Raw genomic sequence first — 17,718 nt, forward strand, 5'->3', positions numbered from 1 at the left:
GCTTGCCGTTGCCGCCCAGCACGATCGCGCGCACATCGTCATCGTTCGTCGCCTTCACAAAGGCGTCGTCGAGCGCATAGGTCATCTGGCCGTTCTGGGCATTGTTGAAGCCCGGCCGGTTCATCATGATCCATGCGACATGATCGATCACCTCATAGGTGACCGGCTCATCCGTCTCGTAAACAATGTCGACCTGCTGCGGTTCGACCAGGCGATCGGTCTCGTTCATCTTCAGGCTGCCCTTCTGTCTCCGGCCGGATTGTCCTTGAACACGGTAGCACGGACGTTGTTGGGATCGATCTTGGCGATCAGTTCCAGCTGCTCCGCCGTGGGCGCGGGGGTGGTGGGGATGTCGTCCGAAATCTTCGCCAGCGGGAAGCCGCTATTATCCTGCACCTCCTCGAAGGTGACGCCCGGATGCAGCGAGATCACGCGGATCTGGTGACCGGGGCCGCCGAAATCCATCACGCACAAATTGGTGATAATGCGGCGCAGGTCCAGGCCCTGCGGCGGCCCGCCATTGCGGTAGCGCGCCGGGTTGTAGCCCGCCATGCAGACGAAATCGACTTCGCCTTCCACGAACGCGCGCTTGTTGTGGTTGGGGAAGAAGAAGCTGTTGGGATGGCTGATCGAGTTGCCGGGGAAGCCGCGCGCGCCCAGCATCGCCGCCTTGGGCTTCTTGTGGTCGCCGATGACGGAGATATTGGCCTGGCCATAGCGATCGATCTGCACCGGGCCGACGAGCGCATGCCGCTTGCCGCTCCAGAGCGCGGAGAAGACGCGGTCATAATTGGCGATGCCTTCGAACTCGGGCTCTACGGCGCGCTTGCCCGGGCCGACCGGCGCACTGGTGTACCAGGCTTCGCCATCGGTAGTCTGGATGGCGGGCGCGAAGCTCAATTTCGCAAGGCCAGCGCCGATGCGGGGCAGGGGGCCGATGCCGGTCGCCATCACCTCGCCATCGTCGCGCCAGACTTCGGCGCAGGCGGCGATGACGAGTTCAGCGAGCGAATAGCTATTCTGGGTCATGTCTGTCTCGCTCTTAGTAAATGGGGACGGGAAGCTGTTTGACGGCCTCTTGTCCGCCGATCGACGCTTGATAGTCCGCTTCGGACACATCGACATATTTCGCCTTATACTCGGCCCAGGCTTCGGGCGAGGCGGCGCTTTCGACATAGGTCTTGATGTGCTTCAAATCGAGCTGATAGTCCGGATCGGCGCTCGAGGGATGGGCGCCGAGCGGTGCTTCCGCCACGCCGGTGATCATCGCGCGCTCGACCAGATTGTAGCGGCTGTTCTTCTTCATATCGAGCTCAGCCGTCGGCACGATCTTTTCGACCGTGGCGAAGCTCTTCTTGGCGGCGCGCACCAGCAGCTCATCGAAGATCGGATCGACCGAGAGGGTGAGCAGGTTGCCGCGTTCGTCCGAACGGTGGGCGTGGATGAGCGCGATGTCGGGGACGAGCGCGGGCATGGCGACGAATTCCTCGCCATCTTCATAGGGGCTCTTCACAAATTTGAAGTCGAAGCCCGACTGGTTGATGATGTCGGTGCCGATGCCCACGCGCGTGGGCAGGAAGGGCAGCTTCATCGCGGCTGCGCGCAGGCCCCAATGATACATGCCCTCATCCAGCTCGAGCACCTCGAAGGCGCCGGCCTGGCGGGCGTTGCGGAAATGCGGCTCGAGCGGATAATGGTCGAGGCTGGCAAAGGCGAAGACGAGCTTTTTGATCTTGCCGGTGGCGGCGAGCAGGCCGATGTCCATGCCGCCATAGCCGGCCATCACCGTCAGGTCCTTGAGATTGGACCGGGCGATGGCGCGGATGAGCGCCATGGGCTTGCGGCGGGTGGCCCATCCGCCGATGCCGATGGTCATTCCGTCGGAAATCTGGTCGACGATGTCGTCCACCGTCATGCGCTTGTCGAGCATAGTTTCAGTCATCCTTTGCATCAGTCCTGTGCGTTCAGTCCTGTGTGTCAGTCCTGCTCATGGGCCCATTTATGGCCCCAGTCGCTTACCGCGAGGCTGGTGGTAGGGACCCAAGTCGCAGGGTCGATTACCAGACCGTTCCACCCATATTCGATGTCAAAACCACTTGGTGTCTGCATGTAGAAAGAGGTCATCTTGTCATTGACATGGCGCCCCAGGCTCGCCGACAGGGGAACTTTCCCCTTGCTCTTGAGCACGCGGTCATAGGCGCGGCCGACATCCTCAAGGGAGCCGACCTCCAGCATCATGTGCACCGCGCCATTGGGACTTTCGGGCATCTGACCCAAGGCCAGGCTGTGGTGGCGCGCATTGCAGTGGAGGAAGGCGAAGCCCACGCCCGGATCATCTTCGCCGCCGCCCTGGAGGTAGAAGCGGCCAAGGTCGGTGTCGCCAAAGCCCATGACAGCCTTGTAGAAGGCGTGGGTCTCGTTGAAATTGGGGGCGGTGAGCACGACATGGCCCATCCCCATGTCGCCATTGTCGCCAGTGACGAAGCGGCTGACGCCCGCGGGCGAAGTAAAGGGGGCGTAATCGACGAAGCGGCCGTAGAAGATCTCCATCGCATTGCCCGCAGGGTCGGACGAGCGGGCAAGCTCATAGACCTGGCGCGCGCGCGCTTCCATGACTCCGGCGCGTGTCACCGGGCGGCCCGCCGCCTCCAGCCTTTCCAGCAGCGATTCGAAATCTTCGCGATTCGCGCATTCCCAGCCCGGCGCAATGAAACGGTTTTGCTCTCCCTTTTCCACCCACAGGCGGTAGGGGCGGTCATCCATGCGGAAGAGAGCGACATCTTCGCGCGGCGAGGGTGTCGTCATCAATCCTGCGATAGTGCAGGCGAAATCCTGCCAGTGCCCAAGGTCCTGCGCCTCGATCACCACATAGCCCAGCGAAATCACTGCCATCCTGCCGCCTCGCCCTTCTTATCCACTTTTGCCCCGCCATGCGCTTCAAGGAGCGTTCTAAAATGGCCTTCCCCGTACGCATATGGCAAGCGCTGCCTTGGGTTTTGCGTGGCCGTGGGACGGCGCATTGGATTGCGCTCAACGAGTTTATGGCAATTCGTTCCCGATCCGCCTATAAGCAACGGCGCAAATGCGCAAGCCCTGTTTGTCTTGACAGTTTGCGTAATAGCAGATTATCTAACCTACGCATATAGCAAATTTTGAGCATTGAGTCGCCGACATGGAGAAGATAATGACCGGGGCAGCAGCAACTCGACCCATTGGCAAGGACGAGGAGCTTCCCTCGGCCGAAACCCTGATTGCCCGGGCCAAGGCGATGATCCCGGTCCTGCGGACCCGCGCGCGCGCGTGCACGCTCGCCCATGACGTGCCGCCCGAGACCGTCGCGGAGATGAAGGCGGCCGGCTTCTTCCGCGTGCTCCAGCCCAAGCGCTATGGCGGCTATGAGATGCACCCCAATGTCTTTTTCGAGATCCAGAAGGCGCTTGCCGAAGGCTGCATGTCGACGGGCTGGATCTACGGCGTCCTTGGCTGCCACCCCTATGAACTCGCCCTCTTCCATGACGAGGCGCAACAGGAAGTGTGGGGCGATAATCGCGACATGCTCGTCTCCTCCACTTATCAGCCGGTCGGCAAGGTGGAAAAGGTTGAAGGCGGCTTCTACCTTTCGGGCCGCTGGGGGTTCTCGTCGGGCTCCTCCCATTGCGGTTGGGTGCTGTTGGGCGCGATTAATTTCGATACCGATGGCGGCCCGCCTGACATGCGCACCTTCCTCCTGCCGCGCTCGGACTATCAGGTGATCGAAGGCACCTGGGACACGTTCGGCCTGCAGGGCACCGGCAGCTTCGACATCCTCGTCGAGCGCGTCTTCGTGCCTGAACACCGCACCCACAAGGCCAGCGACGGCTTTGCCTGCACCAATCCGGGCCAGCAAGCCAATGACGGCCCGCTCTACCGCATCCCCTGGGCGCAGCTCTTCATCCGTTCGGTCTCGAGCGCCGCTTTCGGCGGCATCCGCGCCGCCACCTCGGCCGCGATGGAGATAATGGGCAATCGCGTCTCGACCAACACCGGCAAGGCGTCCAAGGCTGACCCCAACCTGCACGCCGCCATCGCCCGTGCGATCGCCGAAACCAACGAGATGGAACTCACCCATCGTACCGCCTTCAACGAACTGATGGATTATGCGACGCGCAATGAACCCGTGCCGATGGAGAAGCGCGCGCTCTTTGCCTACCAGTCCGCCAATGTCGTGCGCCGCATGGCCGACCTTGCCGACGATATGGTCAAGCTGCTCGGCGGTCGGGCAATCTATATGTCGAGCCCGATCATCCAGCCCTGGCTCGACCTCCACGCCGCGCGCGCGCATGTCGCCAATGATCCGGCCAATCGCACCAGTGACGTCATCGGCACGATGAACGGCGAGCCGCCCGCCTTCACCTTTATCTGACGACCATCTGACGCAAAAAAAAAGAGGATCCTTCATGGCCAATGAACTGAGCCGCAAGACCTATAAGGTCGCGGGTGGATATGAGATTTCGGTCGCGGAAATCCCCGGAGACGGCCCGGTCGTCATCTTCATCCATGGCAGCGGGCCAGGCGCGTCTGGGGCGTCGAACTTCCGCAACAACGCCCAGACCTTTGCCGACGCTGGCTACCGCGTCATCCTGCCCGACCTCATCGGCTATGGCCAATCCTCCAAGCCCGAAGCCGACTATCCGCTCGAGCTGTTTACGCAGACGCTGCTCGATGCGCTGGGGCAGCATGGCGTCACCGGCGGCCATCTCGTCGGCAACTCGCTGGGCGGCGGCATCGCCCTCCAGATCGCGCTCGACCATCCCGAATTCGCCGTCGGCAAGCTCATCCTCATGGCGCCGGGCTGTGTGGCTGAACAGGCAAGCTATTTCCCCATGCCTGGCATCGCCAAGATGCGCTCGGGCTTTGGCAGTCCCGATTTCAATATCGAGGAACAGCGCCGCCTCATCAGCAACCTTATGCATCCCTCCTCGCTCCACCATGTCACCGACGCGCTGGTCGAGGAGCGTTTCGCGGTCGCGCGCACCCAGCCCAAGGATGTGCTCGCACGGGTGAAGACCCCGGACTTAGGCCCGCGCCTTGGCGAGGTCTGCCAGCCCATCTTCGTACTCTGGGGCCTCAACGATGAATTCTGCCCCGAAAGCCACGCGCGCCTGTTTCTCGACGCTTGTCCCGATGTGCGCTGCCTCACCTTCTCGCAGACAGGCCACTGGGTCCAGGTCGAGCGCGCGCAGGAGTTCAACCGCTATTCGCTGGACTTCCTGAAGAATGGCTGACGTCGCCCCTGCTGTAGCCGCTCCTGAAGCTACTGACGTTACTGCCGGCCGCGCCTCTGATCCGGCCGTCATTTCTGCGGGCCTCAAGGGCGCGATGCGTCGCCTCGCTTCAGGCGTGGCGATCGTCACCGCGCTAGGCGACGAGGCGCCGGTCGGCATGGCCGCGACCTCGATCACTTCGCTCACCATGGACCCGCCCGCCGTGCTCGTCTGCGTCAACCAGACGGCGAGCATCCACGCCCATCTATCGCCCGGCTGCCCAGTCAGCATCAACCTCCTCTCGCGCCACCAGCGCGACGTCTCCGCCGCCTTTGGCGGCGCGGTAGCGCGCGATGCGCGCTTTGGTGTGGGCAGCTGGACCCCCGATGCCCATGGCTTGCCAATCCTGGAGGAGGCGCAGGCGAACCTTAGCTGCACGATAGACAGCATGACCCCCTATGGCACCCACAGCATCGTCATCGCGAGGGTCGAGGCGGTGCGCCTGAGCGAAGCGGTCGATCCCCTCATCTTCCAGGATGGAGCCTATCTGTGAGCGATCTTAACGCCCAGAGCCTTAATGATAGCCTCGCCGACGAGCTTTACCAGGCGCTGCGCGCGGGGATCACCGTGCCGCCGCTGATGGCGCGTTACCCTGAGCTCACCATCGACGATGCCTATGCCATCTCGCTGGGCGCGCTGGAGAAGCGCAAAAATGATGGCGAGCGCGTCATCGGCAAGAAGATCGGCGTCACCTCCAAGGCGGTGCAGGACATGCTAGGCGTACACCAGCCCGATTTCGGCTTCCTTACGGACCGCATGTTCATTGAAGGCGATATCGATGTTGCGGGCAACGGCCTCATCGCGCCCCGCGCCGAGGCCGAAATCGGCTTCATCCTCAAGGACAGCCTCAAAGGACCGGGGGTCACGGCGGAAGATGTGATCGCCGCGACGGAAAGTATCGTCCCCTGTTTCGAGATCGTTGACAGCCGCATTCAGGACTGGAAGATCGGTATCGTCGATACCGTCGCCGACAATGCGTCCTGCGGCGTCTATGTGCTGGGCGAGGCACGCGCCGATCCACGCGTGCACGACCTTCCCAGCCTCTATGTCACCGTCACCAAAAATGGCGAGCCTTTGTCGGAGGGCTATGGCCATGCGGTGCAGGGCTCGCCTGCTCAGGCGGTCGCCTGGCTCGCCAATACGCTGGGCGCCTATGGCGTTACCCTGGACGCTGGCGATGTGATATTGTCAGGCAGCCTGGTGCCGCTTGAACCGGCCAAGGCCGGCGACATATTCGAGATGCAGCTGCACGGCGTTGGCAGCTGCACCGCGCGCTTTATCTAGATCGAATATGGCGCATCGCTTGGAATCCCGGCGATGCCCCCTGAGGAGTGAATCATGACGGACAAGGTCAAGGCGGCGATCATCGGGTCGGGCAATATCGGCACCGATCTTATGATCAAGATGATCAAATATCCGCAGAATATGGAATTGGTGGCCGTGGTCGGCATCGACGAGGCCTCTGAGGGTCTCGCCATGGCGCGCGAGCGCGGCGTCGCCACCACCCATGAAGGCATTGACGGCCTCAAGAAAATGTCAGTCTATCCCGACATCGGCATCGTCTTCGACGCGACCTCGGCTTACGCCCACAAGGTGCATGACGCAGCGCTGCGCGCCGACGGCAAGCAGGTGGTGGACTTGACCCCCGCCGCGATCGGCCCCTACACCATCCCCACGGTCAACGGCGAAGCCAATCTTGATGCCGGAAACGTCAACATGGTGACCTGCGGCGGGCAGGCGACAATCCCAATGGTCGCTGCGGTCAGTCAAGTCGCTACCGTTCATTATGCCGAGATCGTCGCCTCAGTCTCCTCGCGCTCGGCGGGTCCTGGCACCCGCGCCAATATCGACGAGTTCACCCGCACCACCGCTGGTGCCATCGAAAAGGTTGGCGGCGCGGCCCAGGGCAAAGCGATCATCATCCTCAATCCCGCCGAACCGCCGATGATCATGCGCGACACCGTCTTCACCCTCTCCGAAGGCGCCGACGAAGACACCATCCGCGCCTCGGTCGAGGCGATGGTCGAGAAGGTCCAGGCCTATGTGCCGGGCTATCGCTTGAAGCAGGAAGTGCAGTTCGAGCGGTTTGGCGACAATAACAAGCTCAAGATCCCTGGCCGCGGCGAGTTCACCGGCATCAAGACCATGATCCTGCTCGAGGTCGAAGGGGCGGGTGATTATCTGCCGAGCTATTCGGGCAATCTCGACATCATGACCGCCGCCGCCAAGGCGACCGGCGAGCTGCTCGCGCAGCGCATCCGCGAAGGAAAGAAGGTGGCAGCATGAGCGCCCAGTCAAACAAGCCGTTCAACGTGGAAGCGGGCGACAAGCTCTATATCCAGGACGTCACCCTGCGCGATGGCATGCACGCCATCCGCCACATGTACGGCATCGACCATGTGAAATCGATCGCCAAGGCATTGGACGACGCAGGCGTCGACGCGATCGAGGTCGCCCATGGCGACGGCCTCAATGGCGCCAGCTTCAACTATGGCTTTGGCGCGCATACCGACTGGGAATGGCTCGAAGCGGTCGCCTCGGTGCTTGACCGGTCGGTGCTCACCACCCTCATCCTGCCCGGCGTGGGCACGGTCGAGGAATTGAAGCGCGCCTATGACATCGGCGTGCGTTCGGTCCGCGTCGCGACCCACTGCACCGAGGCCGACGTTTCCAAGCAGCATATCGGCATCGCCCGCGACCTTGGCATGGACGTCTCGGGCTTCCTCATGATGAGCCACATGATCGACGCCGACGCGCTCGCGAGCCAAGCCCTCCTCATGGAAAGCTATGGCGCGCAGTGTGTCTATGTGACCGACAGCGGCGGCGCGCTCGACATGGATGGAGTCAAGGCCCGGCTTGAAGCCTATGACCGGGTCCTCAAACCCGAAACCCAGCGCGGCATCCACGCCCACCATAATCTCTCGCTTGGCGTCGCCAACTCGATCGTCGCCGCCCAGGCTGGCGCGGTGCGCATCGACGCCTCGCTCACCGGCATGGGCGCGGGCGCGGGCAATGCGCCCTTGGAAGTGTTCATCGCCGCCGCCCAGCGCAAGGGCTGGAACCATGGATGCGACGTCATGGCGCTGATGGACGCGGCTGAGGATCTTGTCCGCCCGCTACAGGACCGCCCGGTCCGGGTCGACCGCGAAACCTTGGCGCTTGGCTATGCGGGGGTCTATTCCTCTTTCCTGCGCCATGCCGAGAAGGCCGCCGAAACCTACGGCCTCGACACCCGCACCATCCTCGTTGAACTAGGCCGCCGCAAGATGGTCGGCGGTCAGGAAGACATGATCGTCGATGTCGCGCTCGACATGCTCAAGGAGCGCGAAGCCGCCGGCTGACATGCCACTGGGGCGCGGCCAACCGCCGCGCCCAGGCTCACAATCAACAAAAGGAGAGGATATGGCCGAAAGGCGTCTGTCGCTCGACCATATCACCGTCACGGACACCACCCCCTGGCAGCTCGCCGAGATCGCCGGAGAGACCGGCTGCGCCGGCATCTGCCCGTTCCTCCATGCGATGGAGGTGCTGCCCGCCATGCCGCCCTATGATCTGGTGCGCGATCCCCAGGCGTTGCGCAGGACCCGTGATGCGCTCGCCGCGACCGGGGTCAGCGTCGACCTCCTCTATCCCTTCACCATGGCCGGGCGTACCGACCCCGCCGCGTTCGCCCCCGTGCTCGAGGCCGGCGCAAGCCTGGGCGCCCCCCTCGCCAACGTCCTGTGCTACGATCGCGATCCTGTCCGTCGCACCGAAAGGCTCGTCGAACTGGCCGAGCTCGCCGCAACCTATGGCATCGCGCTCGCCATCGAATTTTATCCACCCTCCCAGGTCAAGACCCTCAGCGAAGCCCTCGGCGAAATCGACAAGACCGGCCGCAGCGACGTTGGTGTCACCCTCGACCTCCTCCACGTCATGCGCGGCGGCGATGTCGACGCTAGCTTCGTCCTCCTCAACCACCCTGCCATAGCCATTGCCCAACTCGCCGACGGACCCGCCACCATCGATCCCGCCCAAATCGAATGGGAAGCCGGCATCCAGCGCCTCCTCCCCGGACAAGGCGCGTTCCCCATCCCCGCCTTCCTCAACGCCCTCAATCCCAACACACCCCTCAGCATCGAAATACCCCAGCAAAACGCCATCGACAAAGGACTATCCCCCCTCGAACGCGCCCGAAATGCCGTCAAAGCAGCAAGGGGATTTATAAGACAAACAGGAGAGCAAGATGCGTGACCTGATCGACCCATCCTTGTTGCCAGGGCTGGACTTCATGCCCCCGTTAGACCTGACGCCGGAAAGCCTGCCTATAATCCGTGAAGGTATGGAGCAGATGAGCGCTGCAGTCCCAGAACCCGAGGATAGCGGGGTCGAATGGCGGGAAGAGCGCATCAAGGCGCCCGATGGACATGAACTGCTCGTCAGAATTTATCGGCCGTTGGACGGGGATGGCCTTCTTCCGGCGGTGCTGCATGTTCATGGCGGCGGCTATGTCATGGGCTCGGTGAGCACCAATCATCTGTCGAACATCGGACTTGCAGCATCGACTGCTGCACTCATCTTGTCGGTCGATTATCGCTTAGCGCCCGAAACCGTTGCGCCCGGCGCGGTAGAGGATTGCTATGCCGCGCTCGAGTGGCTGCACGGCAATGCAGCGGCGCTTGGGGTGGACCCCGCCAAGATCGCGGTTCGCGGCGAAAGTGCGGGCGGCGGCTTGGCGGCGGCCTTGGCGCTACTCGCCCGCGATAGAGGTGGTCCCACGATCGCGCATCAGAATCTGATCTATCCGATGCTGGACGATCGCACATGCATCACCCGTTTGCCCGCTCATCTTGGCGCTTTTGTGTGGACGCCGCAGGCCAATGCTTTCGGGTGGCGATCGCTGTTGGGGCAGGAGCCGGGATCGGCCGATGTGTCGCCTTATGCTGCGCCCGCGCGCGCGGAGGAGCTTGCTGGCCTGCCGCCGGCCTTTATTGCGGTCGGAGCGCTCGATCTGTTCCTGGTTGAGGACATGGACTATGCGCGGCGGCTGATTGAAGCGGGCGTGTCTGTGGAATTGCATGTCTATCCTGGCGCTTATCACGGATTTGACGTACTGCCAGACGCAGCACCCGTCCGGCAGATGAAGCGCGATGCCGTCGCAGCGCTCCGCAAGGTGCTGCACCCTGGTGAAACAGGGTAAGACAAGCGGCGCATCACTCAGCAAGTTATGGCGGTGGCAGCATTGACTCTGGTGCAACGCGTAAGGGCGCGCTATTAAAACGGTTACATTTTTGAAGGCGGGGCAAGAATGCAGATCAGAAGCGGGCGGACGACGACGCCGCCATCGCTGGATAATCTCGATGGGAATATCATAGAGATCCTTCGCACCAACGGCCGCGCGACTAACCAGGAAATAGCCGAGCGGCTTTCTGTGACGGCTGCCACTGTCTCGGCGCGGCTTCAAAAGATGGAAGATGCTCGGGCGATGCGGGTCGTTGCTGTCACGGACTTCGCTGCCCATGGCTATAATGTGATCATCGCCCTGGGCGTGAAGGTGCTGGGGCGCAATGTTCAGGAAGTTGGACGCGATCTTGCCGACCTGCCTGAAGTGTTGAGCGTGAATATCATGAGCGGTGAACATGATATTGAACTGCTCGTTGCTCTACGCGACTTCGGTGAAGTTCAGAAGATGTTATTCGAACATATTGCTGGTATCGACGGCGTAATTCACATCACATCGGGGGTGGCGGTGGATATCGTGAAATATGAATTCAACGTGGTGCCGCTTTGACCTCCAAGGCGGAATGGGCGCGCCTGGACAAGCTGGACCAGGGCATCGTCGAAAAGCTCGCTCGAGACGCGCGCATTTCCAACCGGGCGATCGCGGCGGAACTGGGGGTAACGGAAGGTACGATTCGGACGCGTATCAAGCGCCTGCAGAATGAAGGGTTGATCCAGTTCACCGTTGTCACCGATTTCCGCATGGCAGGATCGCCCAATCTTTGCATGATGGGCATCGATGCCGATCCGTCGCATGTGTCGGAGCTGGCGCGAAGCCTATCCGATATTCCGGAGATCACTTGTGTAGTTGTGTTGCTGGGGCGTTATAGCCTGCTAGCGATGGGGCTTTTCACCAATATCGAGCAGCTAAATGACCTTGTGACGGAGCATATTCGGCCCCTGCGGGGCGTGCAGCGGGTCGAAACGTCGATATCGGTTCATAACCTCAAATATGAGGCGGGGATCGCTAAAATCACGCGCGAGCCTGTCGAAGGTTGAAGCGCAGCGGGGCGATTGCCTGTAGAATTGAATGATGGGGCTCAGGCCCCGAGGAGAGTGTCATGCCCATCAGTTTGGAAGAACTTGCCGCCCGTGTCACCGCACTTGAGGATATCAACGCCATTCGCCAGTTGAAGGCGCGCTATCTGCGTGCCTGCGACCTCAAGCTGGTTGACGAGTTGCGCGAAACTTTTCTGCCGCAAGGAATCCGGCTCGATTATCAGAACTTCCCAATCTTCACCGATCGCGACGAATTCATAGCTATTTTTCAGAAGATGGCGATGGCTGGCGGTGTCTATGACATCCACCATGCGACCAATGCCGACATTGAACTGATTAGCCCCACCGAAGCGCGCGGGCGCTGGTCGCTGAATTTCCGGACGATCATTCTCGCGACCCGTTCGGTGACCCGGCTCGCGGTGGAATATCAGGACGTCTATCGCAAGCAGGACGGCCGCTGGTGGATAGCGGAGTCGGTTAGCCGGATTACGTCGATCCTGACGGAAGAGATCGGCGAGGACGGGACACCGCGCTATCTCGCGTGGGGTGAGGCGCCCGCGGCGCAATAACGCCGTAAAGGCGCAAAGGGCTACCTCTGCTTTCTCGCCATGAGCGAAGCTGGACTCGTTGATGGAGTGCAGCATCGCGGCCTCATTTTCAGCGGGATTTTCAGCGGGAACACCGATCATGAGGGCGTGCGGATGGAATCCGGTTGCCGTCTTTCATGGGGCAGCTTACAACGCGTATCGAGCAATGAGTGGCTTGAACCGCAGGATAATGCGTACCCCGGCTACAGAAAAATCAGAGGAGAGGCAGGGCGCCATGGGCCGTTTGCAAGGTAAGATCGCGATCATCACGGGTGGCGCCAGGGGCATGGGCGCTGCGACGAGTCGCCTCTTTATCGAGGAGGGCGCGAAGGTCGCCATTGCCGATGTACTGGACGCCGACGGCGCTGAGCTAGCTTCGGAACTGGGTGACGCCGCGCGCTTCTATCATCATGACGTGACGAGCGAAGATGGCTGGACTGAACTGGTGCGCGCGGTGGAAGCGGACCTGGGACCAACCGACATATTGGTGAATAATGCGGGCATATTGCTGTTCCGGACGCTGCTAGACACAAGCCTTGGGGACTATGAGCGGGTGCTTAAGGTTAATCTGACCGGCGCGTTTTTGGGGATCAAAGCGGTCGCGCCTGGCATGATCGCACGCGGAAAAGGCGCCATCGTTAATATCTCCTCCGTCGATGGGATGAAGGGCGCCAACGGACTTGCCGCCTATTCCTCCAGCAAATGGGGGGTGCGGGGACTAACGCGCGTGGCGGCGCTGGAACTTGGGCACCGGGGTATTCGCGTTAATTCGGTGCATCCAGGTGGCGTGGACACGGTTATGACCAATCAGGACGGCTCCACCCGCGAGAAGGTCAACGAGCGCTTCGGCAATGTGCCCCTGCAGCGCGTCGGTGCCCCGGAGGAGGTTGCGCGCGCCACGCTGTTTCTGGCGAGCGACGAGGCCTCTTATCTCGCGGGTGCGGAGATCGCGGTTGATGGCGGTATGCTGACCGGCCAATATTATGAAAACTTCCCCGGCGCGCCAGGTGTGAACTGAAGGGGGAAGACGCCAGATCAATCAAGAAAGCAGCACATAAGGAGAGACGCCATGATCCGTATCGACATACCCGAACAGGACGCCGCCGACCCTTACGGCCACGCATCTCGTAATCATGCGCGCGAAATCATGGCGGCGGCGGGCGGCTTTTCCAAAGCGGTGTATCAGCACAGCCTTTTGTCTCTGCGCGAGTTTGAAGGCGCACGGTCGCGTACCGCACAGATCAATGGCTGCATCATTTGCCAGCAGTTTCGCGCCGCGCGCGATGCGCCGTCCATGTTCGCGGCGACCGGACAGCGCCCCGGCCATACGGTGGCGGACAATGGCCCTGCTCCCGACGAAGCCTTTTATGCAGCGGTCGAGGACTGGCGCACGTCACCTTTGTTCAGCCCGCGCGAGCGCACAGCGATAGAGTTTGCCGAGCGTTTTGCTGAAGAGCCGAAACAAATCGCCCAGGATGAAGGGTTTTGGGAACGCGCGCGCGTCCTCTTCTCCGATGAGGAGATTGTCGATCTCGCCCATTGTGTGGCTGCATGGGTAGGCTTAGGCCGCGTGGCCCATGTGCTGGGCTTCGACACTGTGTGCCTGCCCTTCGCTGAAGTCGCCTAAAAGCGGCCAGCCTGCGCGATAGATCAGCTAATCGTGCAGGCTGGCGCCGGTTCAGCCCAGGTTATTTAATTCGGCGTGCAGGATCATAGGGTCGCCCGTATGAGCGGCCCAAAGCGCATCCCGGCGAATGATCCGCCAGCCTTCCGGCCGCCTTTCCCATTGATCGACATATTCACCGTTGGAATCGAAGATCGGTCCCGCCGGGTCATCGACGCGTTGATGGCGCGCCTGCACATAGGACCGGCTTGTCGCCCGGTTTCCCTCCACATCAACCAGGATGCTGCCGATCAGATGCTGCGTGCTGCCGCAGCGATCCAGAAAACGGCGCATGTTGACCGTCAGCGCCGCCATGCCATGCTGGTCTCCGCCGGTGCCATAATCAAAACAAATGCTGTCGGCGAAAACATCGCCCAGCCGATCCCACTGCTTGTTGTCGAGGATGCGGGCGAAGCGCGACAGGCCGCGCACAATCTCCCGCTCGTCCCCTAACGCTTGGAGCGAGGGCACGTTGGGGGCGCTTCCCCCGCGCTCCTCGACCACCATCATGCGCGTCGCCGCCCGGTCGAGGAAATTCTCCTCGTCCTGTGCAATCTGTAGAGCGATTTCATCCTGTGCAGCCACCGCGGTAAATCGATCATAGGCTGGCTTGTCGGCCAGCCAAATCTCGGTGATCACGTCAAAGTCGATCGGCGAGGCGCCGGGGAAAATGAACGCCCCCTCCAGGTCGACATAGTTCCGGCGATAATCGATGATGCCGGGCAGCAGGCGACGGATCAACGGCGCATGCTGCGTCTCGTAATAATCGATGAACGCCTCACGCGAGAGATCCCGCCTGCGCTTCAGCAGGGCGACGCACTTGAACATCGGCAATCTCCTGTGATCAGGGCGCCATCCACTGACCGCCGTTGACGTCCAGCGCTGCGCCGCTGACTACACGCGAATAGTCCGACACCATCATCAGTACCGCGCGGGCGCAATCGTCTTCCGGCGGGATGATGCCGATCGGAATGTTCTTGGTCACGCCAGCAACGACATCCTCGCGCTTGTGACCCGCATCGACCTGCGACTTGATGAAGCCTTCGACCGGCTCGCCATGGATCCAGCCCATGCGGCAGGTATTCACGCGAATACCGAATCGCCCAAGATCGGTTGCCATATATTTGCCCAGGGTATTGAGTCCGCCCTTCGCTACCGCGTAGCCCATTTCCATCCCATGCTCGGTGCCGTATGGATTGACGGTCGCCATGGTCGATACGTTCACCACCGCGCCGCCGTCACGTAGATAGGGCACGCAGGCGCGGGTCAGGCGCAGCGCCCCAAGGCAATTGACGTCGAACGCCTTTGCGAAGTCTTCCGTATCGGCGTTTTCAACCAAGCTCCAATTGCCATGATAATAGGCGCTGTTGACCAAGCCATGGACGCGCCCGCCAAATTCTGCACCCGCGCGATCGGCCAGTGCCTTGCACTGTGCTTCATCGCTCACGTCGCAAGGCACGGCGATGGACTTGCCGCCTTTGGCTACGATGTCGGCGGAAACTTCATCGAGGAATGCCTTGTTGCGGGCCGCTAGGACCACGCTGGCCCCTTCGCTTGCAGCGATACGGGCGAGTGCCTGGCCCATGCCGGGGCCCACTCCGCTGACGATCACTACCTTGTCCTTGAGCAACATCCTCTGTTCCTTTCCCGATCCCGTTCGCGAAACTTTTGTTTTCGCCCGGCCTGTCCTCGACAGCCATGCTTGCAGGATAGGAGGAAAATATAATTGATCAATGCGCTTTTTGGGGGAGGATGGCGTGTACGCTACTCATATGCGTAATTCTGCTGATTGTAGGGCACGAATGAAGCTGCCTGCCTGTTGACTGGATGAGCGGCCGGATGGATAAGGCGCCCAGCATAAGATCACGGCGTTTGGAAGGAGAGGGAAGATGCGTTTTCACTTTGGCGAGTCGATGACGCCGATTGAAAATTACATCCCTTTGGCGAGGGCGGCCGAGGCTGCGGGCTATGCCGGGATGACCGTGCCGGACAGCCTCATCTATCCCCAAAGCTCCGGCACGAAATACAGCTATACCGATGATGGCGGGCGGGAGTTTTTGGAAAACAAGCCCTTCCTCGAATCCTTCATCCACGTGACAGCGATGCTTGGCGCAACCGAGCGGTTGGAAGTTACCACCAACGTGGTCAAGCTGCCGGTTCGCCCCCCACTCTATGTCGCCAAGATCGTTGCCTCGATCGAAGCGCTGTATGACAATCGCTTCAACTTCGGCGTCGGCCTTAGCGTCTGGCCGGAAGATTATCAGGTTATGGGCGTTCCCTGGGAAGGGCGCGGCAAGCGCTTTGATGAATGCATAGATATTGTTCGCGGCCTCACCAATGGCGGCTATTTCGAATATCATGGCGAATTCTTTGACCTGCCGCCGGTAAAGATCAATCCTGTGCCATCCAAACCTGTCCCTATCCTGATCGGCGGTCATTCAGACGCAGCGCTCAAGCGTGCGGCGCGCAACGATGGCTGGATGTATGCTGGCGGCGGCCTGGAGCTGTTGCTGCCTATGCTGGAGAAGCTTGCGGCCTATCGGGCGGAGCGGGGTAGGGCCGACGCACCCTATCGTATCTTTGCTTCGGCTTTTGGCGATCTCGACGTCGATGCGGTGCGCCGACATGAGGATGCGGGCGTGACTGATATTGTCGTGGCCTTCCGCAACCTCTATGCCGTGGAGGAAGACAGCCAGCCGCTCGAAGACAAGATCGCGGATCTCAGCCGCTTTGCCGACGCTGTCATCGCCCGCTATTAACGGGCGCTGACGGCGGGTTGGTGCAATTCCCGCCAGCGGCTAGGGGACGTTCCTGTCCATTGCTGGAATGCGCGACGAAACGCGCTCGTGTCGCTGAACTGGGTGCGCCGCCCGACCTCCGTGATGGTCAGCCGAGGATCAGCGAGTAGGCCGGTGGCAAGTGCGTGCCGCGCTTCGGTCTTCAGTTGCACCAAGGATGTGCCTTCGTCGGCGAGGCGGCGTTTGAGCGTTGCAACGCTGATGCTGAATTGCCGCGCCAACTGCACTGCGGTCGCCGGGGCCTCGCCACTCGCCAGCATCGCTCCGAAGAGGTGCAGGATCCGCTCCGACAATGGCGCATCTAGGGATTGCGGCTGTTCCACATCGAAGGGGAAGCGTTCGAGCAGATGCTCCAGTTCATGATGGCTGCGCAAGACGGGGCGGTCTAAAAATGCCGCAGGAAAGCGCAAGCTGTTCTCCGGTGCGCCATGCTGCATGGGGACGGGCATCAGGTAGGAAATGGTGCGTTCGTCCAGCAGCGGAGGATATCTCATCGCTGCGCCCAGAAGCGGGATGTCCTCTCCGATCAGCCAGCCAAATAATTTATAATAGGTGGAAAGGCCGGTAAGGTCGGACACATAGGCGCTGGCATTACGCACCCGGCGGGGCGTCGCCATTTCCAGGCGAGCGACAGCTTCGTCGATCTTGAGCCTTAGGCGGCCCGCGCGGGGACCTATCAGTTCCGAAAACCGGTCAGTCCGCTCGATGACATCGCGCAGGGTGCGGCATGTGATGATGCAGTGGCAGAGCATGTCCACGCCCGCTTTGGTGAGCGGTTCGCGCCCTTCCTGCCGGGCGGCCTGGGCATCCAACACCCAAGTACAATGGGCGTAAAGGCGTGTAAAATCCTCCTGTGACAAGCCACGTTGGACGGTCGTGGTGTTGATCAGCGGGGCGACTAAGTGGGGCAGGCCCGCTTGCCGAAGTAGTGCGGTCGGATCTTCGCCGATTTCGTGCACCACGCGGAGAAGATCGCGTGCGATGACGACGGACACGCGGGCGGCTACGGGCCGGGAAAGATGTTTGGTGTTGAGCCTTTTTGTCATGACCTTTGAGCTATTCTGGCATTTTCAGCGGTCCGGCGATAGCGGAAACAGGCAGGGTAACAG

Annotated in this window: 20 protein-coding genes and 1 pseudogene; 14 read left to right on the plus strand and 7 right to left on the minus strand. The window is 61.4% G+C overall.

Annotated features, from left to right (window positions below; translation table 11 throughout):
* The 4 genes and pseudogenes from ACFO3E_RS11120 to ACFO3E_RS11135 form a co-directional block, all read right to left on the minus strand.
* Nucleotides 1-229, minus strand: a pseudogene (locus tag ACFO3E_RS11120) (enoyl-CoA hydratase); the annotation flags it as partial.
* Nucleotides 230-231: 2 nt separating this feature from the next.
* Nucleotides 232-1,029, minus strand: coding sequence for a CoA-transferase subunit beta (locus ACFO3E_RS11125; RefSeq protein ID WP_066531062.1), 798 nt, complete (start codon nucleotides 1,027-1,029; stop codon nucleotides 232-234).
* Between the two features lie 13 nt (nucleotides 1,030-1,042).
* Nucleotides 1,043-1,942: a CoA transferase subunit A gene (locus ACFO3E_RS11130; protein ID WP_066531067.1), complete on the minus strand. Its 900-nt coding sequence runs from the start codon at nucleotides 1,940-1,942 to the stop codon at nucleotides 1,043-1,045.
* A 35-nt stretch (nucleotides 1,943-1,977) separates the two neighbouring features.
* Nucleotides 1,978-2,892 carry a VOC family protein gene (locus tag ACFO3E_RS11135; RefSeq protein ID WP_066531068.1) on the minus strand — a complete coding sequence of 305 codons (915 nt, stop codon included), beginning with the start codon at nucleotides 2,890-2,892 and terminating at the stop codon, nucleotides 1,978-1,980.
* 292 nt (nucleotides 2,893-3,184) lie between these two features.
* Here ACFO3E_RS11135 and ACFO3E_RS11140 point away from each other — a divergent pair, with 292 nt between their 5' ends.
* The 13 genes from ACFO3E_RS11140 (at nucleotide 3,185) to ACFO3E_RS11200 (ending at nucleotide 13,775) form a co-directional block, all read left to right on the plus strand.
* Nucleotides 3,185-4,402, plus strand: coding sequence for an acyl-CoA dehydrogenase family protein (locus ACFO3E_RS11140; protein WP_066531728.1), 1,218 nt, complete (start codon nucleotides 3,185-3,187; stop codon nucleotides 4,400-4,402).
* Between the two features lie 34 nt (nucleotides 4,403-4,436).
* Nucleotides 4,437-5,264 (plus strand): alpha/beta fold hydrolase, encoded by an 828-nt coding sequence (locus tag ACFO3E_RS11145; protein WP_380804770.1) that lies wholly within the window; start codon nucleotides 4,437-4,439, stop codon nucleotides 5,262-5,264.
* Entirely contained in the window at nucleotides 5,257-5,796 is a 540-nt protein-coding gene (locus ACFO3E_RS11150) for a flavin reductase family protein (protein ID WP_380804773.1), read from the plus strand. Before ACFO3E_RS11145 ends, ACFO3E_RS11150 begins: the two co-directional genes overlap by 8 nt.
* Before the next feature lie 86 nt (nucleotides 5,797-5,882).
* Complete coding sequence (locus ACFO3E_RS11155; protein WP_082919819.1) at nucleotides 5,883-6,587, plus strand: fumarylacetoacetate hydrolase family protein; 705 nt, start codon at nucleotides 5,883-5,885, stop codon at nucleotides 6,585-6,587.
* 54 nt (nucleotides 6,588-6,641) lie between these two features.
* Entirely contained in the window at nucleotides 6,642-7,589 is a 948-nt protein-coding gene (locus ACFO3E_RS11160; protein WP_066531072.1) for an acetaldehyde dehydrogenase (acetylating), read from the plus strand.
* Entirely contained in the window at nucleotides 7,586-8,644 is a 1,059-nt protein-coding gene (gene dmpG / locus ACFO3E_RS11165) for a 4-hydroxy-2-oxovalerate aldolase (protein ID WP_066531073.1), read from the plus strand. The genes ACFO3E_RS11160 and dmpG overlap by 4 nt, the downstream gene beginning before the upstream one ends.
* 61 nt (nucleotides 8,645-8,705) lie before the next feature.
* Entirely contained in the window at nucleotides 8,706-9,536 is an 831-nt protein-coding gene (locus ACFO3E_RS11170; protein WP_066531075.1) for a sugar phosphate isomerase/epimerase family protein, read from the plus strand.
* Nucleotides 9,529-10,482, plus strand: coding sequence for an alpha/beta hydrolase (locus tag ACFO3E_RS11175; RefSeq protein ID WP_066531076.1), 954 nt, complete (start codon nucleotides 9,529-9,531; stop codon nucleotides 10,480-10,482). Before ACFO3E_RS11170 ends, ACFO3E_RS11175 begins: the two co-directional genes overlap by 8 nt.
* A 108-nt stretch (nucleotides 10,483-10,590) precedes the next feature.
* Nucleotides 10,591-11,073, plus strand: coding sequence for an Lrp/AsnC family transcriptional regulator (locus tag ACFO3E_RS11180; RefSeq protein WP_066531079.1), 483 nt, complete (start codon nucleotides 10,591-10,593; stop codon nucleotides 11,071-11,073).
* Nucleotides 11,070-11,561: an Lrp/AsnC family transcriptional regulator gene (locus ACFO3E_RS11185; RefSeq protein WP_082919764.1), complete on the plus strand. Its 492-nt coding sequence runs from the start codon at nucleotides 11,070-11,072 to the stop codon at nucleotides 11,559-11,561. The genes ACFO3E_RS11180 and ACFO3E_RS11185 overlap by 4 nt, the downstream gene beginning before the upstream one ends.
* Before the next feature lie 62 nt (nucleotides 11,562-11,623).
* A complete protein-coding gene (locus ACFO3E_RS11190) occupies nucleotides 11,624-12,130 on the plus strand; it encodes a nuclear transport factor 2 family protein (RefSeq protein ID WP_066531082.1) in 507 nt (168 codons plus the stop codon).
* Between the two features lie 253 nt (nucleotides 12,131-12,383).
* Nucleotides 12,384-13,166, plus strand: coding sequence for a glucose 1-dehydrogenase (locus ACFO3E_RS11195; RefSeq protein ID WP_066531083.1), 783 nt, complete (start codon nucleotides 12,384-12,386; stop codon nucleotides 13,164-13,166).
* A gap of 51 nt (nucleotides 13,167-13,217) precedes the next feature.
* Nucleotides 13,218-13,775, plus strand: coding sequence for a carboxymuconolactone decarboxylase family protein (locus tag ACFO3E_RS11200; RefSeq protein ID WP_066531084.1), 558 nt, complete (start codon nucleotides 13,218-13,220; stop codon nucleotides 13,773-13,775).
* 51 nt (nucleotides 13,776-13,826) lie between these two features.
* Here ACFO3E_RS11200 and ACFO3E_RS11205 read toward each other — a convergent pair whose 3' ends face one another.
* Together ACFO3E_RS11205 and ACFO3E_RS11210 are read right to left on the minus strand one after the other, a co-directional pair.
* Nucleotides 13,827-14,639 (minus strand): nuclear transport factor 2 family protein, encoded by an 813-nt coding sequence (locus tag ACFO3E_RS11205; protein WP_082919765.1) that lies wholly within the window; start codon nucleotides 14,637-14,639, stop codon nucleotides 13,827-13,829.
* A 16-nt stretch (nucleotides 14,640-14,655) separates the two neighbouring features.
* Complete coding sequence (locus tag ACFO3E_RS11210; RefSeq protein ID WP_066531086.1) at nucleotides 14,656-15,444, minus strand: SDR family oxidoreductase; 789 nt, start codon at nucleotides 15,442-15,444, stop codon at nucleotides 14,656-14,658.
* Nucleotides 15,445-15,700: 256 nt separating this feature from the next.
* On the opposite strand from ACFO3E_RS11210, the gene ACFO3E_RS11215 reads away from it, so the two are divergent.
* Entirely contained in the window at nucleotides 15,701-16,570 is an 870-nt protein-coding gene (locus ACFO3E_RS11215; RefSeq protein WP_066531088.1) for an LLM class flavin-dependent oxidoreductase, read from the plus strand.
* Here ACFO3E_RS11215 and ACFO3E_RS11220 read toward each other — a convergent pair.
* Entirely contained in the window at nucleotides 16,567-17,655 is a 1,089-nt protein-coding gene (locus ACFO3E_RS11220) for a helix-turn-helix transcriptional regulator (RefSeq protein WP_066531089.1), read from the minus strand. The genes ACFO3E_RS11215 and ACFO3E_RS11220 overlap by 4 nt on opposite strands.
* Between the last annotated feature and the right edge of the window lie 63 nt (nucleotides 17,656-17,718).

Origin of the sequence: Sphingobium tyrosinilyticum, from assembly GCF_042654265.1 — a bacterium.
In the GTDB taxonomy this organism is placed as follows: domain Bacteria; phylum Pseudomonadota; class Alphaproteobacteria; order Sphingomonadales; family Sphingomonadaceae; genus Sphingobium; species Sphingobium tyrosinilyticum.